This window comes from Pseudomonas nicosulfuronedens (assembly GCF_005877905.1).
In the GTDB taxonomy this organism is placed as follows: domain Bacteria; phylum Pseudomonadota; class Gammaproteobacteria; order Pseudomonadales; family Pseudomonadaceae; genus Pseudomonas; species Pseudomonas nicosulfuronedens.
On record NZ_SWDV01000003.1, the window covers coordinates 240,628 to 264,541 of the forward strand.

A 23,914-nucleotide genomic window follows, 5' to 3' on the forward strand; every position below is an offset into this window, starting at 1 on the left:
GTTGGTCAAGGACGAGGACAAACTCAGCGAGCTGATCCGCGCGCGCGACGTGGCGGGTTTCGACCGCTGGTCGTTGCCCAGCTTCGATCCGGCGCGGCCGGCTCCGGAGCCGGAGCCTGAACCGGAACCCGAGATCGCGGAACAGCCGCAGATCGAGGAAGTGCCGGAGGAAGAGGTCAAGCCGCTGACGCTCGACGAACTCGAGGCGATCCGCCAGGAGGCCTACAACGAGGGCTTCTCCACTGGCGAGAAGGACGGCTTCCACGCCGGCCAGATCAAGGCGCGCCAGGAAGCTGACGCGGCGCTGCAGCCGCGCCTGCAGAATCTCGAAACCCTGATGTCGCATTTGCTCGACCCCATCGCCGAGCAGGACCAGATGCTCGAACAGGGCATGCTCAACCTGGTGACCCACGTGGTGCGCCAGGTGGTACAGCGCGAGCTGGCCACCGATTCCAGCCAGATCCGCCTGGTCCTGCGCGAGGCGCTCAAGCTGCTGCCGATGGGCGCCAGCAACATCCGCATCCAGGTCAACCCGCAGGACTTCGAACTGGTGAAAGCCCTGCGCGATCGCCACGAGGAAAGCTGGAAGATCATCGAGGACGACGGCCTGCTGCCCGGCGGCTGCCGTATCGAGACCGAACACTCGCGTGTCGACGCCACGGTCGAGACGCGCCTGGCCCAGGCCGTGAAACAGCTCTTCGAGCAGCAACGCGACCAGGCGACCCATGCATTGGAGCCAGACCTGCACGTGGACTTCGGCGTCGGCCAGGGCGAGTCCGATGCGCCTTGATCGCGTCAGCTTCGCCCGCCGCCTGCAGGGTTACAACGACGCCGTGAGCCTGCCGGCCCAGCCGGTGGTGGAAGGTCGCCTGCTGCGCATGGTTGGCCTGACACTGGAGGCCGAAGGCCTGCAGGCCGCCGTTGGCAGCCGTTGCCAGGTCATCAACGACGGCGGCTACCACCCGGTGCAGGTGGAAGCCGAAGTCATGGGCTTCGCCGGCAGCAAGATCTACCTGATGCCGGTCGGCAGCCTCGTTGGCATCGCCCCTGGTGCCCGCGTGGTGCCGCTGCCCGACTCCGGTCGCCTGCCCATGGGCATGTCGATGCTCGGCCGCGTGCTCGACGGTGTCGGCCGCGCTCTGGATGGCAAGGGCGGCATGCGCGCCGAAGACTGGGTGCCGATGGACGGCCCGATCATCAACCCGCTGGCGCGCGACCCGATCCACGAGCCGATGGATGTCGGCATCCGCTCGATCAACTCGCTGCTCACCGTCGGCCGTGGTCAGCGCCTGGGGCTGTTCGCCGGTACCGGCGTGGGTAAATCCGTGTTGCTGGGCATGATGACCAAGTTCACCAAGGCCGACATCATCGTGGTCGGGCTGATCGGCGAGCGGGGCCGCGAAGTGAAGGAGTTCATCGAGCACATTCTCGGCGAGGAGGGCCTGAAGCGCTCCGTGGTGGTCGCCTCGCCAGCGGATGATGCGCCGCTGATGCGTCTGCGCGCTGCGCAGTACTGCACCCGTATCGCTGAATACTTCCGTGACAAAGGCAAGAACGTGCTCTTGCTGATGGATTCCCTGACCCGTTATGCCCAGGCCCAGCGTGAGATCGCCCTGGCCATCGGTGAGCCGCCGGCGACCAAGGGGTATCCACCATCGGTGTTCGCCAAGCTGCCGCGCCTGGTCGAGCGTGCCGGCAACGGCGAGAAGGGTGGCGGTTCCATCACGGCGTTCTACACCGTGCTCAGTGAAGGCGACGACCAGCAGGACCCGATCGCCGACGCCGCGCGGGGTGTGCTCGATGGTCACTTCGTGCTGTCGCGTCGGCTGGCCGAGGAAGGCCATTACCCGGCCATCGACATCGAGGCCTCGATCAGCCGGGTGATGCCGCAGGTCACCACGCCCGAACACCTGCGCGACGCCCAGCGCTTCAAGCAACTGTGGTCGCGCTATCAGCAGAGTCGCGACCTGATCAGCGTCGGTGCCTACGTGGCCGGCGGTGATCCGGAGACCGACCTGGCCATCCAGCGCTTCCCGATCATGCGCCAGTTCCTCCGCCAGGCGCTGGACGAGAGCCAGAACCTCGACGACAGCCGCCTGCTGCTGGACGCGGTGGTCAGCGGAAAGGCCGGGTGATGAAGCTCGGCCGTAGGATGGGTGGAGCTTGCGATACCCATCGTCTGGCAGTTCGCGGCGAGTTGCAGCATGGGTATCGCTGCGCTCCACCCATCCTACGCACGCGGCATCGCGAGGAGAGTGTATGAACCGTCGCGCCGAACGCCTCGCCCCGGTGGTGGACATGGCGCTCAAGGCCGAGCGCGAGGCCGCGCGGCAGCTTGGCCAGATGCAGGGCCAGTTGCAGCAGGCGCAGCGCAAGCTCGCCGAGCTGGAGCGCTACCGCTTCGACTACCAGCAACAATGGATCACCAATGGCCAGCAGGGTGTCAGCGGCCAGTGGCTGATCAATTACCAGCGCTTCCTGTCCCAGCTCGAGGGCGCCGTCGAGCAGCAGAATCGCTCGGTGGCCTTCCACGAGGGCAACGTGGGCAAGGCACGGGTCATCTGGCAGGAGAAGTACGCTCGCCTTGAGGGGCTGCGCAAGCTGGTGGAGCGCTACCGCGAGGAAGCTCGTATGGCTGCCGACAAGTACGAGCAGAAGCAGCTCGACGAATTCGCCCAGCGCCTGAAGCCTTCCGCCGACTGATCCGGCCTGCGGCCGTGCTAGGCTCCAGTCAGATCCCGACCGGAACCTTTCCATGCCGCTTCCCACTCCCGTGCCTGTGGATTTCCAGCGCGTCTTCTCCCTGTGGCGCCTCAGCGCCGAAGGCGAGCCGATCATCACACTGAGCAGCCACCTGCTGCCGGTTCGCTGGCAAGGTCGGGCGGCCATGCTCAAGCGCGCCCTCGACGTCGATGAACGCCTGGGCTCGAAGGTACTCGACTGGTGGGATGGCGACGGCGCTGCGCTGGTCTATGCCTACGACGGTGACACCATCCTCATGGAGCGCGCCGAGGGTGAACGGTCGCTGATGCACATGGCGCTTCATGGCGAGGACGATCAGGCCAGCCGCATCGTCTGCGATGTCGTGCGCAAGCTGCACCAGCCACGGGAAAAACCTCTGCCGGAGGTGATCGGCCTGCGCGAGTGGTTCCGCGATCTCGCGCCTGCCGCCGTGCGCTATGGCGAGCTGTTCCCGCGCTGCCTGGAGACCGCCGAGGCGCTGCTGGCCAGCGAGCACGACCAGTGCGTGCTGCATGGCGATGTTCACCACGACAACATTCTGGATTTCGCCGAGCGCGGTTGGCGCGCCATCGACCCCAAGCGTCTGCAGGGTGAGCGCCTGTTCGACTATGCCAACCTGCTGTGCAATCCGGACTTGCCCACTTCCCGCGAGCGCGCGCGCTTCCTGCGTCAGCTGGACGTGATCGTCGAGCACGCACGCGTCGACCGCCGTCGCCTGCTGGAGTGGGTGCTGGCATTCGCCGGTCTCTCCGCCGCCTGGTTCCTCGATGACGGCATGGCCGCCGAGAGTGACCTGAGCGTGGCGCACCTGGCTGCCGCCGAGCTGGACCGCATGGCATGCTGCGCTTGAACCGAGCCCTGTTGCAGGCGCATCCGCGCCTGATCACCTCCGCCGTCATCGGCGCATTGGTGGCGCTGGCGTGCTACCGGTTCGCGCCCATGACTCGCGTGCTACTGGGCTGGAACTGCATGGCCTGGCTCTACGTGCTGCTGATCGGCTGGCTGGCCCTGCGCGCGGCGCCAGCGGAAGTGCGCCGCCTGGCGGAGATCGAGGACGAGAACGCCGAGGCGGTGCTGGTGCTGGTCACCGTCGCAGCCGTGGCGAGCCTGGTTGCCATCGTCGTCGAGTTGGCCATCGCAGGGCATTCCAATGGCCGCGAGCAGTTCGTTCGCTACGCCTTTACCGCCAGCACGGTGCTGGGTTCCTGGTTCCTCATTGGCACCATCTTCACCATGCACTACGCCCGCCAGTTCTACTCGGCCGATACGGCGGAGCCGGTGCTGCGCTTCCCCGAGGGTGAAAAGAACCCGGACTACTGGGACTTCCTCTACTTCTCCTTCACCCTCAGCGTGGCGGTTCAGACCTCCGACGTGGAGATTGCCTCACGCTCGATGCGCAGGGTGGTACTGGCGCACTCGGTGATCGGTTTCCTGTTCAACACCGCGATCCTGGGGCTGGCGATCAACATGGGCGCGGGGCTGATCGGCTAGCGGGTGATCAGGGCTGGAACGTCTCGACAGCCAGCCGCAGCGCCAGTACGACAAAGGCGAGGGTGAAGCTCCAGCGGATCAGCGACATCACCGCCGGGCGCCCGATTACTTGCTCGCGCACCCAGGACGCCAGCAGCCCGTAGCCGATGAAGACGATAAAGGTCATCAGCGCGAACACCAGGCCCAGCATCAGGAACAGCCCTCGGGCGTTCTCGCTGCCGGTTGGCACGAACTGCGGCAGGAAGGCCAGGAAGAACAACCCGAGCTTGGGGTTGAGCAGGTTCAGCCAGAGCCCGGTGCCCACCAGTTGCGGGATGCTGCGCGGGCTGCTGGCCGAGTCCAGCGCCAGCGCGCCGCTGCCGCGAAACACCTGCCAGGCGACGAACAACAGATAGGCCGTGCCCAGCAGCCGAATGATCTGGAAGCTGGCTGCGCTGGCCTGCACGATCACCGACAGGCCGAAAGTGGCGAGCAGCAGTTGCGGCAGCATGCCCAGCGTGCAGCCCAGTGCCGCAAGAGTGGCCGCGCGGGCGCCAAGGCCGAGGCCGACGGCCAGGGTGTAGAGCACGCCGGTGCCGGGCAGCAAAACGACGACGAGCGCCGTCAGCAGGAATTCTGCGTTCATTCCCGTGGGTTTCCTGTGTGGATGAGAAAAGGGCGTGGCGCTGGCGAATTCAGCGTGCCGGTGGCCGCTGCCTGAGCGAGGTGCGCCATTGCCCCGGCGTCAGCCCGAGTTGGCGGGCGAAGGCGCGGGTCATGTGCGACTGGTCGGCGAAGCCGGCGAGCTGGGCGGCATCGGCCAGCGTGCGGCCTTCGCCAATGGCCTTGTGCGCTTGTCGCACGCGGTACTGCAGGAGGTAGGCGCGGGGCGTGGTGCCCAGTTCGCGGCGGAAGCGACGCAGCGCCGCGTAAGGTGTCAGCCCGGCTATGTTGGCCAGCTCCGCCAGCGCGGGGGCGTTGCGTGGGTCGTCGTGAATCCGCTCGAGCATGCGCGCCACGCCTCGACTGGGCAGGGCTGCCACGCTGGTGTCGGTGTGCTCGTCGAGCAGTTCGCCGAACAGGTCGAGTACGCCCTCGGCAACTTCGTCTGCGCCAGCTCCCGGCAGGTGCTGCAACAGGCGGGCGATACGCTGGGCGAGTGGCGGGTCGGCCAGCGCCGGCAGGGAGAACTCCCGTCCGGCCAACTCGCCGCCGGCCCACCGCTCGATCACCGCGGGTTCGACATACAGCATCCACCAGCGTCGCGGAGCACCCCGCAGGGGAATGCCGTCGTGCAGCTCGTTGGGGCTGACGGTGATGATGTCGCAGGGGCGCGCTTCGATCTCGCCGCGTCCGCTCCAGGAACGATGTCCGCCCTCGAGCATCACGCCGATACCGTATTCGTCGTGGGCGTGACGCGGGAAGCTGCGCTGGGTGAGTATCTCGACCGTGCGCAGGCCGGGCAGGGCGGCGGAGGTGCAGTTCACACGGTGCAGCATCGCTGGGTCACCTGGGTGATGGGCGCGTTCGGGTGAAGGGGCCGCGCCGGGAGTTGCCGATCACGGGAGAAGTGACTGCAACCTTAGCCTGCCGTGCAGCGGCGCTCTTGAATGAAATTGACTTTCTGCAAGCGCCACTCGGCTCAGAAGAATGGCCGCGACGCCTTGAACATGAACGCCGAGTCGCAATAGGCGTTGTGCCCGGAGTAGGCGCTACAGTCGCCGCCGGTGAGGCTGCTGCCGCTGTAGGAGAAGTTCAGGTCGATGCCGTTCCAGGGGCGACTGAAGTTCACCGACCAGTCGCCGAATGCGCTGACGCTGCCGCCGCTGTCCAGGCTCACCGGGGAGGCAAGGCTGTAGGTGGAATACTTGAAGGTCACGTCGAAGCCAAGGTCAGGCTGCACGCCAAGGTCGGTGAACAAGGTAGTGGTGCTGCGCCCGGCCTGGGCGCTGTAGGCCGCTCCGAGACGGCTGCCGAATACCGAGAGGCCACCGTACAGGGCCTGGCTGTCGTAGTCGGGTTGTTCCGGTCGGGTGTAGCGCAGGGTACCCACTTCGTAGCCCAGCTTGCCGTCGCCCAGCGGGTGCTTGAAACCGGCATAGCTGTCGATCTCCAGCGGCTTTTCCTGCTCGATGTTCGAGGTCCAGCTGCCGACGTACCAGCCGCTGTCGTGGGTGATGTCGAGGCCACCCTGGGCGCTGTTGGCCTGGCCGGGCTGGACCAGCCCCTGGGCCATGCTGCGTGTCGGCGAATTGGCGAACTTGAGGTCGAAATCGCCCAGCTCGCGCTGCATCACCTGGGCACCGGCTTGCGGCGCCGCGCACAACACGCAGGCCGCGATGAGAATGGACTTGTACATGCTCCCCCCTTCTTGCGGGTGCGACCCCTCCAAGGTTTCTTGCGAACCTTCGCCCTGCGTCACACGCGTAAAAGGGTAAAGGCATTCCGCGTGCCTGTGGCGACCGGCGGTCCATTAATCGACCTGCCGGATGCCGTTCGACCGGTCTGGCGAGGCGGTTTCCCATCGCTCGCCGAGGTTGCCGCTGTCATCGCTAGCTGCTACATCTTCAAGCTCGTGCGCGACCATCGATCGATAAGGAGAATCCCATGGCCATCACTTCCGTTCCCTCCGCTGACGGGCAGGAGCTCACCATCGTGGTCCAGGGACGTTTCGATTTCGGCGCACACCAGGAATTCCGCAATGCCTACGAGCGCGTCGAGACCACGCCCAAGCGTTATGTGGTGGATCTGAAAGGCGCCACCTACCTCGACAGCTCGGCGCTGGGCATGCTCCTGCTGCTACGCGACCACGCCGGCGGCGAGAGCGCGCAGATCAGCCTGGCGCATTGCAACCCGGATGTGCGCAAGGTGCTGTCCATCTCCAACTTCGAGCAGCTGTTCAAGATCAGCTGACGCAGCGCCGTCTGCAGTGGCAACGGCCATGTCCGAACTGCTCACCGTCCTGATCGCCGACGACAACGCCGCCGATCGCCTGCTGCTGTCGACCATCGTCAGCCGCCAGGGGCATCGCGTGATCACCGCCGCCAACGGGCTGGAAGCGCTCGCGCTGTTCGCCCAGGAGCGCCCGCAGCTGGTGCTGATGGATGCGCTGATGCCGGTGATGGACGGCTTCGAAGCGGCGCGGCGGATTCGCCGGCAGGCGGGCGAGGAATTGGTGCCGATCATCTTCCTCACTTCGCTGAGCGAGCCCGAAGCGCTGGTGCAGAGCCTGGAGGCGGGCGGCGATGATTTCCTCTCCAAGCCCTACAACCGCGTCATCCTCGAAGCCAAGATCCGCGCCATGGGCCGCCTGCATCACCTGCAGCGGATGGTGCTGGAGCAGCGTGACCTGATCGCCCGGCACAACGAGCACCTGCTCAACGAGCAGCGGGTGGCCAAGGCGGTGTTCGACAAGGTGGCGCACTCGGGGTGCCTGAACGCGGCGAACATCCGCTACCTGCAATCGCCTTTCGCGCTGTTCAACGGCGACCTGCTGCTGGCGGCATTCAAGCCTTCCGGCGGCATGCACGTGCTGCTCGGCGACTTCACCGGCCACGGCTTGCCGGCGGCCATCGGTGCCATGCCGCTGGCCGAGGTGTTCTATGGCATGACTGCCAAGGGTTACCCGATGGCGGACATCCTCCGGGAGATGAACGCCAAGCTGAAGCGCATCCTCCCGGTGGGCGTGTTCTGTTGCGCCGCCGTGCTAAACCTGAGCTTCCAGCGTGGCCTGGTGGAGGTGTGGAACGGCGGCTTGCCCAATGGCTACCTGCTGCGCCGGCAGCCGCGCGAAATCGTGCCCCTGGTGTCGCGGCATTTGCCGCTGGGTATCCTCGATTCCTCGGCCTTCAGCGACCATTGCGAGGTCTATGCGATGGAGGAGGGCGACAGCGTGTTCCTCTTCTCCGATGGCGTGCTGGAGGCGCGCAACGCGGCCGGCGAGATGTTCGGCGAGCAGCGTCTGCGTGAGGTCTACGACAGCGAGCTGAATCCGGCGCGTCTGTTCGACGGTATCCAGGCCGCCCTGGCGCGCTTCCGTGGCGAGGCCCAGGACGACGTCAGCATGCTGGAGATCGCGCTGGTGCCCGAGGACTCGCTGCAGCGCCCGCCGCTGGCGTTCTCCGACAACGGCCTGAGCAGCCCGCTGGACTGGTCTGCCAGCTTCGAATTCCGCGCGCCGACCCTGCGCAACTTCAACCCGTTGCCCTTCCTGCTGCAGCTGCTGATGGAAGTACACGACCTGCGCCCGCGCGGCGGCGCGCTCTACACCGTACTCGCCGAGCTGTACTCCAACGCCCTGGAGCACGGCGTCATGGGCCTGGATTCCTCGCTCAAGTGCGATGCCGCCGGCTTCGCCCGCTATTACCAGGAGCGCAGCAAGCGCCTGGTCACCCTGCGCGACGGCTTCGTGCGCTTCCACCTCGACCTGGCCCCCCACGGCGATGGCGGTCGCCTTCTGGTGCGGGTGGAGGACAGCGGCGACGGTTTCGACGTGGGCGCGGTACTGGCTTCGCAGAAAGTTGCCGGCAGCCTCTGCGGACGCGGACTGACACTGGTCCGGCAATTGTCTGATCGCTGTCAGTGGTCGGCCGATGGCAAGACCGTCTCCGTGGAGTTCTTCTGGTCGGCTCAGGCATAATCGAGGCCTTCTTGTCTCCCTGAAGGGTGGCGAGCCGTCCTTCAGGGAGTGCCCCATGTCCGAGCCGCATCTCGATGGCGCCGTGCTGAGCAATTTGCTGTCGATCATGGAAGACGAGTACCCGCTCCTGGTGGAAACCTTCCTCAGCGACTCCGAGGAGCGCCTGCGCAGCATCCGCGAGGCCTTCGCCGCCAGTGATGCGCCGGCCCTTCGACATGCCGCGCACAGCTTCAAGGGCAGCTGCGGCAACATGGGCGCCTCGGTACTGAGCAGCCTGTGCAAGCGCCTGGAGGAGGCCGCACGGCAGAGCGACCTGGCCAGCGCGCAGGGCCTGATCGGCAAGGTCGAGCACGAATTCGGCATCGTCCGTACCCTGCTGCTGCCTGCCCGCCGCTGAGCTTTTTCGAGTTGGCCCGCGCCTTGCTATCTCCGTGTTGGATATTCACATCAACGGAGAACTCCGATGGCTGTCGCCCCGGATATTTTATTGACGTCGACGCCTGACACCCGGCCCAAGGCGGCGCTCTCCAAGTCTGCCCAGGGCTCGCCCGGCACCAGCAGCGACAAGGGTTCCAGCTTCGCCGACGTCTACGCCAAGGAGCAGCGTCCGGCGGCCAGCGAGCGGGCCGACAAGCCGGTGAAGGCGAAGACCGACAAGCCGCGGGACAGTGCCGACAAGGACGCCGCGAGCAAGGATTCCGCCGCGCCAGCTGCCGCCGACCAGCCAAAGGTTGCCGACGACGGCAAGGCCTTGCCGGCCGATGGCGCCAGCAAGGCGGACGAGAAGGTGGCAGATACCGAGAGCAATCCCGACGCGACCCTCGACCCGCTGCTGATGCTCGGCATGACCGGCCGGCTACCGGAGCCCGAAGCGCCTCCGCTGGTGGTCAGCAGCGGCACCAGCCAGCTTACCGATGCCAGCAGCGATGGCGACCTGCAGAAGCTCAACGAGATTCCGGGGGTAAACCTGACGCTCGCCGTGGGCGCTGACGACCAGGCGCAGCAGGTGCAACAGTCCCAGCTCACTGGCCATCTCGCCGCCAAGGCCGGGGACAAGTCCCTGGATGCCAGCGGCAAGAATGACCTGGCGGCCGCACTTGCTGCGCTGACCACCGATTCGGCAGCCAAGGGCACCGAAGGCAAGCTCGCCGAAGGCGCGCTGAAGGATGGTGTCGACCTGACCCAGCAACTGGCGGACGTGCAGACCGATGCCAAGCCGGAGATGCCGCGCAACGAGGCTTTCGCCGCGCGCCTGGAGTCGCTGACACAGGCGCTGAACACGCCGCAGGCCATGACCAGCCGGCCGGTGAACCCGCTGGTGCCGGGGCAGGCCGTGTCGGTGCAGCAGAACGGCTGGACCGATCAGGTGGTGGACCGGGTGATGTGGATGTCCTCGCAGAATCTCAAGTCGGCCGAGATCCAGATGGACCCGGCCAACCTTGGCCGCCTGGAAGTGCGCATCCACATGACCGGGGACCAGACCCAGGTGAACTTCGTCAGCGCCAACGCCAACGTTCGCGAGGCGTTGGACAGCCAGCAGCACCGCCTGCGCGAGATGTTCAACCAGCAGGGCATGCAGTTGGACGTCAACGTCTCCGACCAGTCCGCCCGTGGCTGGCAGCAACAGCAGCAGGGTGATGATCGCGGCGGCTCGCGGCGCGTGGGCGGCACCGGCAGCGGTGATGACGAACCGATGATCAGTGGCGTGTCCGAGATCCGCCCGCAGGCGACGGCGCAGGGCAGGGGGCTGGTGGATTACTACGCGTGATCCGCGATCCTGCGAGCGATGGGCGTGGTCTTGTAGCACCCTCTCCCTGAAGGGAGAGGGGACTTGTTCGCAGCGCGCTGAACGATCGGCGCTTGCCGGATGGCACATCACTTAGCACGGCACGGATAGCTCCCTCTCCCTTCGGAGCGGGGCGCGCAGCCAGGGCTGGGGAGAGGGGAGCGCCGAGCATCAAGCTCCAGCCTGGATTCGCCCCCTGGTCAATCTGTCTGGATCGTCCCAGGCGAAAATTCTTACACCTCCCCGTGACATCCTCCGTCTAGCCTGTAATATCCGCGGCGTCGCCAGTGGGACTCGTCCGAACTGGCACAGCCCTTGCTGTTACCCCCGGTATCAGCGCATCGCGCCGCAAAAGTGACGGATTATTGGCATGGCCAAGAAAGAACAGACGCCTTCTCTCCCCGATGGCCAGGCGCCCGGCAAGGGCAAGCTGAAGCTCATCATCATCATCGTGCTGGCCTTCCTGCTGGCCGTCGGTGCGTCGGTGGGCGGTACCTGGTTCTTCCTGCACAAAAGCGCCAAGCCCGACGAAGCCGAGGCCAAGGCCGCGGAACACGCGGAGCCGACGAAGAAGCAGGCGATCTACGAGATCCTCGCGCCGTCCTTCGTGGTCAACTTCAATCAGAACGGCCGCCAGCGCTATCTTCAGGTAGCCGTTGCCCTGATGGGGCGCGACCAGGCGCAGATGGATGCCCTGCGCGAGCAGATGCCGCTGGTGCGCAACCAGCTGGTGATGCTGTTCTCCAGCCAGAATTTCGACAATCTGGTGACCCCGGTCGGCAAGGAGATGCTCCGTCAGCAGGCCACGTCCAGTCTTCAGGAACTGGCGAAGAAGGCGACCGGTCAGTTGACCGTGGAGCAAGTGCTTTTCACCAATTTCGTATTGCAGTAGGTACCGGCCATGGCCATGCAGGATCTACTTTCCCAGGACGAGATCGACGCGCTGTTGCACGGCGTCGACGATGGCTTGGTGGAAACCGAGTCCGACGTCGAGCCGGGGGCGATCAAGTCCTACGACCTGACCAGTCAGGACCGTATCGTCCGGGGCCGCATGCCGACCCTGGAGATGATCAACGAGCGCTTCGCCCGCTATACCCGCATCAGCATGTTCAACCTGCTGCGTCGCTCGGCGGACGTCGCCGTGGGTGGCGTGCAGGTGATGAAGTTCGGCGAGTACGTGCATTCTCTGTACGTGCCCACCAGCCTCAACCTGGTGAAGATGAAGCCGCTGCGCGGCACCGCGCTGTTCATCCTCGACGCCAAGCTGGTGTTCAAGCTGGTGGACAACTTCTTCGGTGGTGACGGTCGTCACGCCAAGATCGAAGGCCGCGAGTTCACCCCCACCGAGCTGCGGGTGGTGCGCATGGTCATCGAGCAGGCCTTCGTCGACCTCGCCGAGGCCTGGCACGCAGTGATGCCGATCACCTTCGAGTACGTGAACTCCGAGGTGAACCCAGCGATGGCCAACATCGTCAGCCCCAGCGAAGTGGTGGTGGTCTCCACCTTCCACATCGAACTGGATGGCGGCGGCGGCGACCTGCACATCACCCTGCCTTACGCGATGATCGAACCGATCCGCGAGATGCTCGACGCCGGCTTCCAGTCCGATGTGGACGACCAGGACGAGCGCTGGATCAACGCGCTGCGCGAGGACATTCTCGACGTCAGCGTGCCGCTGGGCGCCACCGTCGTGCGTCGCCAGCTCAAGCTGCGGGACATCCTGCACATGCAGCCGGGCGACGTGATTCCGGTGGAGCTGCCCGAACACATGATCATGCGCGCCAACGGCGTGCCTTCCTTCAAGGTCAAGCTGGGTTCGCACAAGGGCAACCTGGCCTTGCAGATTCTCGATCCGCTCGTGCGTCCGCGCTGAGCGAATCCCAAGAGGACACACCATGTCAGACGAAGAAAACGTAACTCCCGAAGAGCAGGCGCTGGCCGATGAGTGGGCCGCGGCGCTCTCCGAATCGGGTGACGCCAACCAGGACGACATCGACGCCATGATGGCAAGCGCCGCGGCTCCGGCCGTGCCTGCCGCACCGCGCGCGCCGATGGAAGAGTTCGGCATGGCGCCCAAGGCGCCGACCATCGCCGGACTCGAAGGGCCGAACCTGGACGTGATCCTGGATATCCCGGTGACCATTTCCATGGAGGTCGGTCATACCGACATCAGCATCCGCAACCTGCTGCAGCTCAACCAGGGCTCGGTGATCGAGCTCGATCGCCTGGCCGGCGAGCCGCTGGACGTGCTGGTCAACGGCACCCTGATCGCCCACGGCGAAGTGGTGGTGGTGAACGAGAAGTTCGGCATCCGCCTCACCGACGTGATCAGCCCCAGCGAACGCATCAAGAAGCTGCGCTGACATGGCCCGCCTGCTCGCGAAGCTGTCCGTCCTGCCGCTGGCAGGGCTGTCCCTCCTGGCCTCGGCCGAAGAGGCCGCCAAGGCGCCGGCGTCCAATCCGGCCATCGTCCATGCCAGCTCCACGCCGAGCCTGATTACCGGCAGTGCCGGCGCACAGCTGATGCAGTTGCTGTTGGGGCTGGTGCTGGTGGTTGGCCTGATCTTCCTGCTCGCCTGGCTGGTGCGCCGCGTGCAACAGGTTGTGCCGCGCGGCAACCAGGCGATCCGCCTGATTTCCAGCCAGGCGCTCGGCCCGCGTGATCGGCTGGTGCTGGTGCAGGTGGGCGAGGAACAGGTGCTGCTGGGCCTGACACCCGGTCGGATCACCCCGCTGCACGTCTTGCGCCAGCCGGTGCATGCTGCCGAATCGGAACCGGCGCAGCCGGAATTCGCCCAGCGTCTGCTGGAATTGCTGAACAAGGACAAGGGCCGCCCACAGTGACCCGCTCGCCGAATCTCTCCGCTCTGATCGGCGCGCTCAAGGCAGTCGCGCCGCTGCTCCTGGGTCTGCTGGCGTTGATGGCGCCACAGGCCTTCGCCGCCGATCCGACGCAGCTGACGGCGATCACCGTGACTACCAATCCGCAAGGTCAGCAGGAGTATTCGGTCAGCCTGCAGATCCTGCTGATCATGACCGCGCTGAGCTTCATCCCGGCGTTCGTCATGCTGATGACCAGCTTCACCCGGATCATCATCGTCTTCTCCATCCTGCGCCAGGCGCTGGGCCTGCAGAGCACGCCGTCGAACCAGATCCTGGTGGGCCTGGCGCTGTTCCTGACGATGTTCGTGATGGCGCCGGTCTTCGACAAGATCAACAGCACTGCGCTGCAGCCTTACCTGAACGAGCAGATTCCGGCCCAGGAGGCGATCAGCCGCGCCGAGGGGCCGATCAAGTCCTTCATGCTGGCGCAGACCCGGCAGTCGGACCTGGAGCTGTTCGTGCGCCTCTCCAAGCGCACCGACATCGCCAGCGCCGACGCCACGCCCCTGACCATCCTGGTGCCGGCGTTCGTCACTTCGGAGTTGAAGACCGCGTTCCAGATCGGTTTCATGATCTTCATTCCGTTCCTGATCATCGACCTGGTGGTGTCCAGCGTACTGATGGCGATGGGCATGATGATGCTCTCGCCGCTGATCATCTCGTTGCCGTTCAAGATCATGTTGTTCGTCCTGGTGGACGGCTGGGCATTGATCATCGGCACGCTCGCCGGCAGTTTCGGGACGGTCTAGCGATGCCCATCCCCATCCGCGCAGTGGTATCCGGTGGCACCGTAGGATGGCGTGGAGCGAAGCGATACCCATCGATACCTGGGTCGAATCCCCTGATGGGTATCGCAAGCTCCGCCCATCCTACGAATGAGCTTTCCATTGAGGCCGCCGCGCAAGAGGAACAACCATGACCCCCGAAGTCGCCGTCGACCTGTTCCGTGAAGCGCTCTGGCTGACCGCCGTGATGGTCGGCATCCTGGTGCTGCCCAGCCTGCTGGTGGGCCTGATCGTGGCGATGTTCCAGGCCGCCACGCAGATCAACGAGCAGACCCTGAGCTTCCTGCCGCGCCTGCTGGTGGTGCTGCTCACCCTCATCGTGCTGGGCCCCTGGCTGCTGCGCCAGTTGATGGAGTACACCCAGCACCTGATCACCAGCATTCCCACGCTGATCGGCTGATGCTCGAGCTCAGCAACGCGCAGATCGGCGGCTGGATCGGGGCCTTCCTGTTCCCCCTGTTCCGCATCGCCGCCATGCTGATGGTGATGCCGATCATCGGTACCCAACTGGTGCCGACTCGCGTGCGTCTGTACCTGTCCTTGGCGATTGCCGTGGCGCTGGTGCCCAACCTGCCGCCGATGCCGCAGGTGGATGCGCTGAGTCTCAAGGCGATGGTCTACATTGCCCAGGAAATCCTCGTCGGCGCCATGCTCGGCTTCGTCCTGCAGCTGATGTTCCACGCCTTCGTCATTTCCGGACAGATCATCTCCATGCAGATGGGCCTGGGCTTCGCCTCCATGGTCGACCCCACCAATGGCATTTCGGTGCCGGTGCTGGGGCAGTTCTTCACCATGCTGGTGACCCTGCTGTTCCTCGCCATGAACGGCCACCTGGTGGTGTTCGAGGTGCTGGCGGAAAGCTTCACCACCCTGCCGGTGGGCGAGGGACTGTCGAGCAACCATTTCATCACCGTGGCCGGAAAGCTCGGCTGGGTACTGGGCGCCGGCCTGATGATCGCCTTGCCGGCGATCACTGCCCTGCTGGTGATCAACCTGGCGTTTGGCGCCATGACCCGCGCCGCGCCGCAGCTGAACATCTTCTCCATCGGTTTCCCGCTCACCCTCATCATGGGGTTCGTCATTGTCTGGATTGGCAGTGCCGAGATTCTCACTCAGTACCAGGCGCTGGCCAGTGAGGGCCTGCGCCTGCTTCGCGAACTCGTGGGGGCCCGTTGATGGCCGAGAACGACAGTAGCGAAGACAAGACAGAGGAACCCACCGAGAAACGGCGCCGGGAGGCGCGCGAGAAGGGCCAGCTCCCCAGGTCCAAGGAGCTGAACACCCTGGCTGTGCTCCTGGCCGGCGCCGGCGGCCTGCTGATGTTCGGCGCGAGCCTGGCCGATGCGCTGATGCGCCTGATGCGCGGCAGCTTCCAGCTGGACCGCGCCACGGTGATGAACAGCGAAAGCATGCTCAACCTGTTGATCGCCGGCGGCAAGATCGGCGCCGATGCGATCTGGCCGGTCCTCGCGGTGCTGCTGATCGCAGCGTTGGTCGGCCCTGTCGCCCTGGGAGGCTGGCTGTTCTCCGCCGAGGCGCTGGCGCCCAAGTTCAGCCGGATGAATCCACTGGCCGGGATCAAGCGCATGTTCTCGTTGCGCTCGCTGACCGAGCTGCTCAAGGCCCTCGCCAAGTTCGTGCTGGTGCTGATCGTGGCGATCCTGGTGCTCAAGGCCGACCAGGATGACCTGCTGGCGATCTCCCATGAGCCGCTGGAACAGGCCATGATCCATAGCGTCAGGATCGTCGGCTGGAGCGCCTTCTGGCTGGCCTGCAGCATCCTCTTCATCGCCGCCGCGGACGTTCCCTTCCAGCTCTGGGACAACCGCAAGAAGCTGATGATGACCAAGCAGGAGGTCAAGGACGAGTACAAGGACTCCGAGGGCAAGCCCGAGGTCAAGGCCAAGGTCCGCCAGATGCAGCGCGAAATGGCCAACCGGCGGATGATGCAGGCGGTGCCCGAAGCCGACGTCATCATCACCAACCCGACGCACTTCGCCGTGGCCCTGAAATACGACGCCGAGAAGGGCGGGGCGCCCAGGCTGCTGGCTAAGGGCAACGACTTCATGGCGCTGAAAATTCGCGAGATCGCCCAGGAGCACAAGGTCACGGTACTCGAATCCCCGGCGCTGGCGCGGGCGGTGTACTACTCCACCGAACTCGACCATGAGATTCCTGCCGGGCTTTACCTTGCCGTGGCCCAGGTGCTGGCCTACGTCTACCAGCTCAAGCAATACCGCGCCGGCAAGGGCAAGCGCCCGGGGCCGATGCCGGACCTGCCGATCCCGCCGGATCTGCGCCGCGACGAGTGACCCGCAGGCGCCGCACGTGCAGTAGGATGGTCGGCTTGCGCTCGGCGTCGAAGGCTCCGGGCGGCCTGTTCAGCCAAGGAAACGTTACATGCTTCGGGACTCCTTCGCCGGCCTGCGCTTTGCGTTCTGGCTCTTCCTCTGCCTGCTCACCTGCGTCCAGCCCAGTTGGGCCGACGCGCCCGCCGATGGCGGCGTGCTGCTGCCGCTGAACGAGCGCGTGGTGGACGTCACCGGTACCCTCGACCCAGCCTCCAGGGCCCGCCTGATCGACAAGCTCAAGGCCCTTGAAGATCGCCGCGGCGCGCAGATTGCCGTGGTGATGTTGCCCACCGTCGGCGAGATGGGCATCGAAGCTTTCTCCAACCGACTCTTCAGCCTCTGGAAGCTCGGCCGCAAGGGCGTGGATGACGGTGTGCTGCTGGTGGTGGCGAAGGACGACCACCTGATGCGCATCGAGGTCGGCTATGGCCTGGAAGGCGCGATCCCCGACGTGCTCGCCGGGCGCATCATCCGTGAACGCATGGCGCCGGCTTTCCGCGACGGCAACTACGCAGGCGGTATCGAGTCAGCGGTGGACGCGCTGATCACCCTGGTCGACGGCGAGACGTTGCCCGACCCCGTCCCCGAGCCATTGCGCCTGCCGCTGGAAGCCTGGTTGCTGCTGGCGTCCTTCGTCGTGGGCGGCGTTGGCGGCGTGCTGCTCGCGGCGCGTCGAATGGGCTGGCGTGGGGCTCTGGCACTCGGTGTCGTGGTCGTCATCGGGGTGGCGGTGCTGGCCGGTGGTACCGACACGCTGGCGACCGTGGCGATCGCGCCGTTCTGCCTGCTGATCGGCGGCGCCACCTTCGGCGCGCTGTGGACGGTTCGCACGGTGTTCTATACCGTGCTCGGGCTGATCGCCTACTGCATTCTGCTCGGCTTCCTGACGCCGCGATTCGGCAGCCTGCTCTGGGTCTACGCGCTGGCCGCCCCCATGGCGCTGATGATCATCCTGGGCCTGTGGTGGTTGCTGATCTCGATGATGCGCGATGTGTGGCGCGGCGAGAGCAAGGCCCGCAAGGGTCGGAAGGGGCGCAAGGCGGCCAAGGGAGCGAACGGCCGCAAGGCCTTTTACTGGCGCCTGGCAGTCTTCATCGGTCTTTACCTGCTGCTTGGCCTGGCTATCGGTGCGCCGGCCGCTCCGCTGAACTGGCTGCTGCTGTTGCCCTTCATGTGCCTGCCAGGGCTGTTGGTCTTCGGCGCGGGGCAGGGCGGTGCGGGAGGAGGGTCAGGCTCCGGTGGCAGTTCGTCCAGCGGATCGTCCGGCGGTAGCTCGGGTGGTGGCGGATTCTCCGGTGGCGGCGGCTCCAGCGGCGGTGGCGGCGCTTCCGGGAGCTGGTGAGAGGGGCCGCTCTGTTTCAGGCATTTCAGGTCTTTCGAGAAAGTTGGAACGCTTCCTGCAAAACCCTGTGCGGATGCCCGGTTGGGCGTCAAAAGTTTGATCCGGTGGCCGGCTCGGTCACCAACGCGCAGGGGAAATTCGGGTGGATCGTACGCAACTGATCGGCACTGTTCGCAGCAATCTGGTAGGGCTCAGCCGGGGCAACCTCGGCGTGCCCCTGCTGTTGCTCGCCATGCTGGCGATGATGACCCTGCCCATCCCGCCGTTCCTGCTGGATGTGCTGTTCACCTTCAACATCGCCCTGTCCATCGTGGTCCTGCTGGTCAGCGTGTACGCCCTGCGCCCGCTGGATTTCGCCGTCTTCCCGACCATCCTGCTGGTCGCCACCCTGCTGCGCCTGGCGCTGAACGTCGCGTCCACCCGCGTCGTGCTGCTCCACGGCCACGACGGCCATGCGGCCGCGGGCAAGGTGATCCAGGCATTCGGTGAGGTCGTGATCGGCGGCAACTACGTCGTCGGTATCGTGGTCTTCGCGATCCTCATGATCATCAACTTCGTGGTGGTCACCAAGGGCGCCGGGCGTATCTCCGAGGTGAGCGCGCGTTTCACCCTCGACGCCATGCCCGGCAAGCAGATGGCCATCGACGCCGACCTCAACGCCGGCTTGATCGAGCAGGCGGAAGCCAAGAAGCGCCGCGCCGAAGTCGCCCAGGAAGCCGACTTCTACGGCTCCATGGACGGTGCCAGCAAATTCGTCCGTGGTGACGCCGTCGCCGGTCTGCTGATCCTCTTCATCAACCTCATCGGTGGCGTGGCCATCGGCATGATCCAGCACTCGATGAGCTTCGGCGATGCCGGCAAGGTCTACGCCCTGCTGACCATCGGTGACGGTCTGGTGGCGCAGCTGCCTTCCCTGCTGCTGTCCACGGCCGCCGCGATCATGGTGACCCGCGTGTCCAGCTCCGAGGACATGGGCCAGCAGGTCAACCGCCAGATGTTCGCCTCGCCCAAGGCGCTGGCCATCTCTGCCGCCATCCTGATCGCCATGGGCCTGGTGCCGGGCATGCCGCACGTGTCCTTCGTTGGCCTGGGCGGCCTGGCCGCCGGTGGCGCGTACCTGATCTGGCACCGTCAGCGCCAGGCCAGCCAGAAGGCCGAGCAGGAAGCCCAGACCCAGCAGGAACTGCTGCCGGCGCAGCGCGCCGAGCAGACCAAGGAGCTGGGCTGGGACGACGTGACCCCGGTGGACATGGTCGGCCTGGAAGTGGGCTACCGCCTGATTCCGCTGGTGGACCGCAACCAGGGCGGCCAATTGCTGGCGCGGATCAAGGGTGTGCGCAAGAAGCTGTCCCAGGACCTGGGTTTCCTGATGCCGTCGGTGCACATCCGCGACAACCTCGACCTGTTGCCCAACGCCTATCGCCTGACGCTCATGGGCGTCAGCGTGGCGGAAGCCGAGATCTACCCGGACCGCGACCTGGCGATCAACCCCGGTCAGGTGTTCGGCACCCTCAACGGCATTGCCGGCAAGGACCCCGCTTTCGGCCTGGAGGCCGTGTGGATCGAGGCCTCGCAGCGTGACCAGGCGCAGTCCCTGGGCTACACCGTGGTCGACGCCAGCACCGTGGTCGCCACCCACCTGAACCAGGTGCTGCACAAGCATGCCCACGAGCTGCTCGGCCACGAGGAAGTCCAGCAACTGATGCAACTGCTGGCCAAGACCTCGCCCAAGCTGGCCGAAGAGTTGGTGCCGGGGATGATTTCCCTGTCGACGCTGCTCAAGGTCCTTCAGGCGCTGCTGCAGGAGCAGGTGCCGGTACGTGACATCCGTACCATCGCCGAGGCCATCGCCAACGTGGCGGTGAAGAGTCAAGATCCCGCCGCGATGGTGGCGGCGGTTCGTGTCGCGCTGTCCCGCGCAATCGTGCAAACCATTGTGGGACTAGAGCCGGAGCTGCCTGTGATCACCCTGGAACCCAGGTTGGAACAGATATTGCTCAATAGTCTTCAGAAGGCCGGACAGGGCTCCGAAGACGGCATGTTGCTGGAACCCGGAATGGCCGAAAAGCTGCAACGCTCGATGGTTGAAGCGGCGCAGCGTCAGGAGATGCTCGGCAAGCCGGCGATTCTGCTGGTGGCAGGTCCCATCCGCGCGATGATGTCGCGATTCGCCCGGATGGCGGTTCCCACCATGAACGTGCTGGCTTACCAGGAAATCCCCGACAACAAACAAGTCACGATTGTCGCCACTGTTGGGCAGAACTGATTGAGGTCCAAGGCCATGCAGGTAAAACGCTTCTTCGCCGCTGATATGCGTCAGGCCATGAAACTGGTCCGTGACGAGCTGGGCCCGGACGCCGCGATCATCGGCAATCGCCGTGTCGCCGGTGGCGTTGAGCTGACTGCGGCGCTGGATTACCAGGCCCCGGTGGCGGCCAGCAAGCCGAACCCGGCGCTGGAAGCCGAGCTGCGCAAGACCCAGGCGAAGATCGCCCAGGCCAAGGCCGATCTGTCGGCTCCCGCCCGTGCCAGCGATGGCGTGCGCAAGGACCGTCAAATGTACGGCACCGAGAAGCCGCGTCGCAGCGCTGCCGAAACCCTGGCCGCAGCCATGGACGCACCGGCTGCCCCGGCGCCGGCCGCTGTCGGCCAGCAGGCGCTGGAAGCCATGCGTTTCGAACTCAATGGCCTGCGCGAGCTGATCGAAGTGCAGCTGGGCTCCATCGCCTGGAACCAGCTGCAGAACCAGCGTCCGAAACAGGCCGGCCTGTGGCGTCGCCTGCAACGCATGGGGCTGCCGGCCGACCTGTCGCGCAACCTGCTGGAGCGCGTGGCTTCCATCGCCGACCCGAAGCAGGCCTGGCGCATGCTGCTGGCGCATCTGGCGCGCTCGATCAATACCCCGGAAATCGACCTGCTGGAGCAGGGCGGCGTGATCGCCCTGGTCGGCCCGGCTGGCATGGGCAAGACCACCACCCTGGCCAAGCTGGCTGCCCGCTACGTCCTCAAATACGGCGCGCAGAGCATCGCCCTGGTGTCCATGGACAGTTTCCGCATCGGTGCGCAGGAGCAGATCAAGACCCTCGGCCGCATTCTCAATGTGCCGGTGACCCTGGTCGATCCGGGCCAGTCGCTGATCCAGGCCATGGCGCCCCTGGCGCGCAAGCGTCTGGTGCTGATCGACACTGCCGGCCTGCCCGCCAATGATCCGGCGCTGCGCATGCAGCTCGAAGCGTTGTCGTCGCTGAGCCTGAACGTGAAGAATTACCTCGTGTTGGCGGCGACCAGCCAGAGTCAGGTACTCAAGTCCGCCTGGCAGAACTATCGTTCCTGTGGGCTGGCCGGGTGCATCCTGACCAAACTGGACGAAGCCGGAAGCCTCGGCGAAGCTCTGGCTCTGGCTATCAGCCAGCATCTACCGGTAGCCTATCTGGCTGACGGGCCGAAGATCCCGGACGACCTGCATGTGGCACGCGCGCACCAACTGGTGAGTCGTGCGGTGAGCCTGCAGTCGCCCGAAGAGCCCTGCGAGGACGCCATGGCGGACATGTTCGCCGGTCTTTATCAACAGCCGGTGCGTCGCGCCAGCTGAAGATTGTGAGCCCCGTGTGGGGCATGGGGCGGCCGGTTGAGCCGCCCAAGCGATGCGGATGCTCTGCAAGACGATCCGCGAGCGCCGGAGGCGGTAGAGCACTGCAACCGGATTAGCCGAAACGCCAGAAGCGTGACGGTCGAACGACGAGACAAGGTATTGATATGGGTATGCATCCGGTTCAGGTAATCGCAGTCACCGGTGGCAAGGGTGGCGTAGGCAAGACCAACGTGTCGGTGAACCTGTCGCTGGCGCTGGCCGATCTCGGCCGCCGCGTCATGCTGCTGGACGCCGACCTGGGCCTGGCCAACGTCGACGTGCTGCTGGGGCTGTCGCCCAAGCGGACGCTGGCCGACGTGATCGAAGGCGAATGCGACCTGCGCGACGTGATCCTCCAGGGCCCCGGTGGCATCCGCATCGTTCCGGCGGCCTCGGGCACCCAGAGCATGGTGCACCTCACGCCGATGCAGCACGCCGGCCTGATCCAGGCCTTCAGCGACATCAGCGACAACATCGACGTGCTGGTGGTGGACACCGCCGCCGGCATCGGTGACTCGGTGGTGAGCTTCGTTCGTGCCGCCCAGGAAGTGCTGCTGGTCGTTTGTGATGAACCCACGTCCATCACCGATGCCTACGCTTTGATCAAGCTGCTCAACCGCGACTACGGCATGACCCGTTTCCGCGTGCTGGCGAACATGGCCCACAGTCCCCAGGAAGGCCGCAATCTGTTCGCCAAGCTGACCAAGGTCACCGACCGCTTCCTGGATGTGGCGCTGCAGTACGTCGGCGCCATTCCCTACGACGAGTCGGTGCGCAAGGCGGTGCAGAAGCAGCGTTCGGTGTATGAGGCGTTCCCGCGCAGCAAGGCTTCCCTGGCCTTCCGTGCGGTGGCGCAGAAGGTCGACAGCTGGCCGCTGCCGGCCAACCCACGAGGGCACCTGGAGTTCTTCGTCGAGCGCCTGGTGCAACATCCCACGGGTTCGGCCGTATGACCGCGGCCTCCGGAGCGCGTATGTACAGCAAGGCACAGGCGCACAACTCCCAGGAACTGCTGATCCAGAAACACGCCCCGCTGGTGAAGCGCATCGCCTACCACCTGCTCGGCCGCCTGCCGGCCAGCGTGCAGGTGGAGGACCTGATGCAGGCCGGCATGATCGGCCTGCTGGAGGCAGCGAAGAAGTACGACCAGGGCAAGGGGGCGAGCTTCGAAACCTACGCCGGCATCCGCATCCGTGGCGCCATGCTCGATGAGGTGCGCAAGGGCGACTGGGCCCCGCGTTCGGTCCACCGCAACACCCGCATGGTCAGTGACGCGATCCGCGCCGTCGAAGCGCGCACCGGACGCGACGCTAAAGATCAGGAGGTTGCTGCCGAACTCAATATGAGCCTCGAAGATTATTACGGCATCCTCAGCGACACCCAGGGCAGCCGTCTGTACAGCTTCGATGACATGTTGCAGGACGGCGACCAGGGCAGCGGCTTTGCCGAAGACGCCTCGCACCACGAGAACGAGCCGTCCCACGGTCTGGAAGACGAACGCTTCCAGGCCGCCCTGGCCGATGCCATCAGCAAGCTGCCCGAGCGTGAGCGGCTGGTACTGGCCCTGTACTACGACGAGGAGCTCAACCTCAAGGAGATCGGCGAAGTGCTGGGCGTCAGCGAATCCCGCGTCAGCCAGCTGCACAGCCAGTGCGCCGCGCGCCTGCGCTCGCGTCTGGCGGAGTGGCGCGCGCGCTGAGCATCGGGTAGTTTCGCGTCGGCTGCCTCTGTGGGGCGGTGCTGAAGGGATTTTCCTTAGGCAAGTTATAGGCTTACGAATTTTTGGGTGACGTTCCTTTGACGCGCCCACCGCAAAGAGCGCACGGCGCTCGATGAATTGACGGCACGCCCGCCAGGGCGCGTTTGGTATCGATGGAGGCAGGTTTGGACAAGAACATGAAAATTCTCATCGTGGACGACTTTTCCACGATGAGGCGCATCATCAAGAACCTCCTGCGGGACCTGGGGTTCACCAACACCGCAGAAGCCGACGACGGCACCACTGCGCTGCCGATGCTGCACAGCGGCAACTTCGACTTCCTCGTTACCGACTGGAACATGCCTGGCATGACCGGCATCGACCTGCTTCGTGCGGTCCGCGCCGACGAGCGTCTGAAGCACCTGCCGGTGCTGATGGTCACCGCCGAAGCCAAGCGCGACCAGATCATCGAAGCGGCCCAGGCCGGGGTCAACGGCTATGTGGTCAAGCCTTTCACCGCTCAGGTGCTGAAAGAAAAGATCGAGAAGATTTTCGAGCGGGTCGGCAGCTGAGGCTGACAAGAGGG

Annotated in this window: 26 protein-coding genes; 23 read left to right on the top strand and 3 right to left on the bottom strand. The window is 65.5% G+C overall.

Annotation, left to right across the window (positions count from 1 at the left end; genetic code table 11):
• Position 1 precedes the first annotated feature (1 nt).
• From fliH to FAS41_RS05020, 5 genes are all read left to right on the top strand, one after another.
• Positions 2-790 carry a flagellar assembly protein FliH gene (gene fliH / locus FAS41_RS05000; protein ID WP_138520521.1) on the top strand — a complete coding sequence of 263 codons (789 nt, stop codon included), beginning with the start codon at positions 2-4 and terminating at the stop codon, positions 788-790.
• Positions 780-2,135, top strand: coding sequence for a flagellar protein export ATPase FliI (fliI, locus tag FAS41_RS05005; RefSeq protein ID WP_138520522.1), 1,356 nt, complete (start codon positions 780-782; stop codon positions 2,133-2,135). Before fliH ends, fliI begins: the two co-directional genes overlap by 11 nt.
• A 124-nt stretch (positions 2,136-2,259) precedes the next feature.
• On the top strand, positions 2,260-2,703 hold the full coding sequence (gene fliJ, locus FAS41_RS05010; RefSeq protein WP_138520523.1) for a flagellar export protein FliJ: 444 nt from the start codon (positions 2,260-2,262) through the stop codon (positions 2,701-2,703).
• A 52-nt stretch (positions 2,704-2,755) separates the two neighbouring features.
• Complete coding sequence (locus FAS41_RS05015; protein WP_138520524.1) at positions 2,756-3,592, top strand: aminoglycoside phosphotransferase family protein; 837 nt, start codon at positions 2,756-2,758, stop codon at positions 3,590-3,592.
• Positions 3,580-4,233 (top strand): DUF1345 domain-containing protein, encoded by a 654-nt coding sequence (locus FAS41_RS05020; RefSeq protein WP_138520525.1) that lies wholly within the window; start codon positions 3,580-3,582, stop codon positions 4,231-4,233. The genes FAS41_RS05015 and FAS41_RS05020 overlap by 13 nt, the downstream gene beginning before the upstream one ends.
• A gap of 7 nt (positions 4,234-4,240) precedes the next feature.
• On the opposite strand, the gene FAS41_RS05025 is transcribed toward FAS41_RS05020, so the two are convergent.
• From FAS41_RS05025 to FAS41_RS05035, 3 genes are all read right to left on the bottom strand, one after another.
• Positions 4,241-4,858, bottom strand: a complete 618-nt coding sequence (locus FAS41_RS05025) for a LysE family translocator (RefSeq protein WP_138520526.1) — start codon at positions 4,856-4,858, stop codon at positions 4,241-4,243.
• 49 nt (positions 4,859-4,907) lie between these two features.
• The gene (locus FAS41_RS05030) at positions 4,908-5,711 is read right to left on the bottom strand and encodes a helix-turn-helix domain-containing protein (protein ID WP_138520527.1); all 804 of its coding nucleotides are present in this window, start codon (positions 5,709-5,711) and stop codon (positions 4,908-4,910) included.
• A 143-nt stretch (positions 5,712-5,854) separates the two neighbouring features.
• Positions 5,855-6,571 carry a TorF family putative porin gene (locus FAS41_RS05035; protein ID WP_138520528.1) on the bottom strand — a complete coding sequence of 239 codons (717 nt, stop codon included), beginning with the start codon at positions 6,569-6,571 and terminating at the stop codon, positions 5,855-5,857.
• Positions 6,572-6,819: 248 nt separating this feature from the next.
• On the opposite strand from FAS41_RS05035, the gene FAS41_RS05040 reads away from it, so the two are divergent.
• The 18 genes from FAS41_RS05040 (at position 6,820) to FAS41_RS05125 (ending at position 23,900) form a co-directional block, all read left to right on the top strand.
• Entirely contained in the window at positions 6,820-7,125 is a 306-nt protein-coding gene (locus tag FAS41_RS05040) for an STAS domain-containing protein (protein WP_081519284.1), read from the top strand.
• Positions 7,126-7,153: 28 nt separating this feature from the next.
• Complete coding sequence (locus FAS41_RS05045; protein WP_138520529.1) at positions 7,154-8,851, top strand: SpoIIE family protein phosphatase; 1,698 nt, start codon at positions 7,154-7,156, stop codon at positions 8,849-8,851.
• A 55-nt stretch (positions 8,852-8,906) separates the two neighbouring features.
• Positions 8,907-9,248, top strand: coding sequence for an Hpt domain-containing protein (locus tag FAS41_RS05050; RefSeq protein WP_138520530.1), 342 nt, complete (start codon positions 8,907-8,909; stop codon positions 9,246-9,248).
• A gap of 66 nt (positions 9,249-9,314) precedes the next feature.
• A complete protein-coding gene (locus tag FAS41_RS05055; RefSeq protein WP_138520531.1) occupies positions 9,315-10,619 on the top strand; it encodes a flagellar hook-length control protein FliK in 1,305 nt (434 codons plus the stop codon).
• 388 nt (positions 10,620-11,007) lie between these two features.
• Positions 11,008-11,529, top strand: a complete 522-nt coding sequence (fliL, locus tag FAS41_RS05060; protein WP_138520532.1) for a flagellar basal body-associated protein FliL — start codon at positions 11,008-11,010, stop codon at positions 11,527-11,529.
• Positions 11,530-11,538: 9 nt separating this feature from the next.
• Entirely contained in the window at positions 11,539-12,510 is a 972-nt protein-coding gene (fliM, locus tag FAS41_RS05065; protein ID WP_054907284.1) for a flagellar motor switch protein FliM, read from the top strand.
• Positions 12,511-12,532: 22 nt separating this feature from the next.
• The gene (gene fliN / locus FAS41_RS05070; protein ID WP_081519290.1) at positions 12,533-13,000 is read left to right on the top strand and encodes a flagellar motor switch protein FliN; all 468 of its coding nucleotides are present in this window, start codon (positions 12,533-12,535) and stop codon (positions 12,998-13,000) included.
• 1 nt (position 13,001) lies between these two features.
• Positions 13,002-13,481: a flagellar biosynthetic protein FliO gene (gene fliO, locus FAS41_RS05075; RefSeq protein WP_138520533.1), complete on the top strand. Its 480-nt coding sequence runs from the start codon at positions 13,002-13,004 to the stop codon at positions 13,479-13,481.
• Positions 13,482-13,558: 77 nt separating this feature from the next.
• Positions 13,559-14,269 carry a flagellar type III secretion system pore protein FliP gene (gene fliP, locus FAS41_RS05080; protein ID WP_425049018.1) on the top strand — a complete coding sequence of 237 codons (711 nt, stop codon included), beginning with the start codon at positions 13,559-13,561 and terminating at the stop codon, positions 14,267-14,269.
• Positions 14,270-14,435: 166 nt separating this feature from the next.
• On the top strand, positions 14,436-14,705 hold the full coding sequence (gene fliQ, locus FAS41_RS05085) for a flagellar biosynthesis protein FliQ (RefSeq protein ID WP_138520535.1): 270 nt from the start codon (positions 14,436-14,438) through the stop codon (positions 14,703-14,705).
• Positions 14,705-15,481, top strand: a complete 777-nt coding sequence (fliR, locus tag FAS41_RS05090) for a flagellar biosynthetic protein FliR (protein ID WP_138520536.1) — start codon at positions 14,705-14,707, stop codon at positions 15,479-15,481. The genes fliQ and fliR overlap by 1 nt, the downstream gene beginning before the upstream one ends.
• A complete protein-coding gene (gene flhB, locus FAS41_RS05095; RefSeq protein ID WP_138520537.1) occupies positions 15,481-16,617 on the top strand; it encodes a flagellar biosynthesis protein FlhB in 1,137 nt (378 codons plus the stop codon). Before fliR ends, flhB begins: the two co-directional genes overlap by 1 nt.
• 88 nt (positions 16,618-16,705) lie before the next feature.
• The gene (locus FAS41_RS05100) at positions 16,706-17,998 is read left to right on the top strand and encodes a TPM domain-containing protein (RefSeq protein WP_138520538.1); all 1,293 of its coding nucleotides are present in this window, start codon (positions 16,706-16,708) and stop codon (positions 17,996-17,998) included.
• A 142-nt stretch (positions 17,999-18,140) separates the two neighbouring features.
• A complete protein-coding gene (gene flhA, locus FAS41_RS05105; protein WP_138520539.1) occupies positions 18,141-20,264 on the top strand; it encodes a flagellar biosynthesis protein FlhA in 2,124 nt (707 codons plus the stop codon).
• A gap of 15 nt (positions 20,265-20,279) precedes the next feature.
• Positions 20,280-21,590, top strand: a complete 1,311-nt coding sequence (gene flhF / locus FAS41_RS05110; protein ID WP_138520540.1) for a flagellar biosynthesis GTPase FlhF — start codon at positions 20,280-20,282, stop codon at positions 21,588-21,590.
• Positions 21,591-21,754: 164 nt separating this feature from the next.
• Positions 21,755-22,582: a flagellar synthesis regulator FleN gene (gene fleN / locus FAS41_RS05115; protein ID WP_017520297.1), complete on the top strand. Its 828-nt coding sequence runs from the start codon at positions 21,755-21,757 to the stop codon at positions 22,580-22,582.
• Complete coding sequence (fliA, locus tag FAS41_RS05120) at positions 22,579-23,328, top strand: RNA polymerase sigma factor FliA (protein WP_138520541.1); 750 nt, start codon at positions 22,579-22,581, stop codon at positions 23,326-23,328. The genes fleN and fliA overlap by 4 nt, the downstream gene beginning before the upstream one ends.
• Before the next feature lie 197 nt (positions 23,329-23,525).
• Positions 23,526-23,900: a chemotaxis response regulator CheY gene (locus FAS41_RS05125; RefSeq protein ID WP_085988857.1), complete on the top strand. Its 375-nt coding sequence runs from the start codon at positions 23,526-23,528 to the stop codon at positions 23,898-23,900.
• Positions 23,901-23,914: the final 14 nt, after the last annotated feature.

Excerpts from the sequence above, each read along its gene's own strand:
- fliI (WP_138520522.1), top strand. The coding sequence starts at position 780 with ATGCGCCTTGATCGCGTCAGCTTCGCCCGCCGCCTGCAGGGTTACAAC.
- fliJ (WP_138520523.1), top strand. The coding sequence starts at position 2,260 with ATGAACCGTCGCGCCGAACGCCTCGCCCCGGTGGTGGACATGGCGCTC.
- FAS41_RS05015 (WP_138520524.1), top strand. The coding sequence starts at position 2,756 with ATGCCGCTTCCCACTCCCGTGCCTGTGGATTTCCAGCGCGTCTTCTCC.
- FAS41_RS05020 (WP_138520525.1), top strand. The coding sequence starts at position 3,580 with ATGCTGCGCTTGAACCGAGCCCTGTTGCAGGCGCATCCGCGCCTGATC.
- FAS41_RS05025 (WP_138520526.1), bottom strand. The coding sequence starts at position 4,858 with ATGAACGCAGAATTCCTGCTGACGGCGCTCGTCGTCGTTTTGCTGCCC.
- FAS41_RS05030 (WP_138520527.1), bottom strand. The coding sequence starts at position 5,711 with ATGCTGCACCGTGTGAACTGCACCTCCGCCGCCCTGCCCGGCCTGCGC.
- FAS41_RS05035 (WP_138520528.1), bottom strand. The coding sequence starts at position 6,571 with ATGTACAAGTCCATTCTCATCGCGGCCTGCGTGTTGTGCGCGGCGCCG.
- FAS41_RS05040 (WP_081519284.1), top strand. The coding sequence starts at position 6,820 with ATGGCCATCACTTCCGTTCCCTCCGCTGACGGGCAGGAGCTCACCATC.
- FAS41_RS05045 (WP_138520529.1), top strand. The coding sequence starts at position 7,154 with ATGTCCGAACTGCTCACCGTCCTGATCGCCGACGACAACGCCGCCGAT.
- FAS41_RS05050 (WP_138520530.1), top strand. The coding sequence starts at position 8,907 with ATGTCCGAGCCGCATCTCGATGGCGCCGTGCTGAGCAATTTGCTGTCG.
- FAS41_RS05055 (WP_138520531.1), top strand. The coding sequence starts at position 9,315 with ATGGCTGTCGCCCCGGATATTTTATTGACGTCGACGCCTGACACCCGG.
- fliL (WP_138520532.1), top strand. The coding sequence starts at position 11,008 with ATGGCCAAGAAAGAACAGACGCCTTCTCTCCCCGATGGCCAGGCGCCC.
- fliM (WP_054907284.1), top strand. The coding sequence starts at position 11,539 with ATGGCCATGCAGGATCTACTTTCCCAGGACGAGATCGACGCGCTGTTG.
- fliN (WP_081519290.1), top strand. The coding sequence starts at position 12,533 with ATGTCAGACGAAGAAAACGTAACTCCCGAAGAGCAGGCGCTGGCCGAT.
- fliO (WP_138520533.1), top strand. The coding sequence starts at position 13,002 with ATGGCCCGCCTGCTCGCGAAGCTGTCCGTCCTGCCGCTGGCAGGGCTG.
- fliP (WP_425049018.1), top strand. The coding sequence starts at position 13,559 with ATGGCGCCACAGGCCTTCGCCGCCGATCCGACGCAGCTGACGGCGATC.
- fliQ (WP_138520535.1), top strand. The coding sequence starts at position 14,436 with ATGACCCCCGAAGTCGCCGTCGACCTGTTCCGTGAAGCGCTCTGGCTG.
- fliR (WP_138520536.1), top strand. The coding sequence starts at position 14,705 with ATGCTCGAGCTCAGCAACGCGCAGATCGGCGGCTGGATCGGGGCCTTC.
- flhB (WP_138520537.1), top strand. The coding sequence starts at position 15,481 with ATGGCCGAGAACGACAGTAGCGAAGACAAGACAGAGGAACCCACCGAG.
- FAS41_RS05100 (WP_138520538.1), top strand. The coding sequence starts at position 16,706 with ATGCTTCGGGACTCCTTCGCCGGCCTGCGCTTTGCGTTCTGGCTCTTC.
- flhF (WP_138520540.1), top strand. The coding sequence starts at position 20,280 with ATGCAGGTAAAACGCTTCTTCGCCGCTGATATGCGTCAGGCCATGAAA.
- fleN (WP_017520297.1), top strand. The coding sequence starts at position 21,755 with ATGGGTATGCATCCGGTTCAGGTAATCGCAGTCACCGGTGGCAAGGGT.
- fliA (WP_138520541.1), top strand. The coding sequence starts at position 22,579 with ATGACCGCGGCCTCCGGAGCGCGTATGTACAGCAAGGCACAGGCGCAC.
- FAS41_RS05125 (WP_085988857.1), top strand. The coding sequence starts at position 23,526 with ATGAAAATTCTCATCGTGGACGACTTTTCCACGATGAGGCGCATCATC.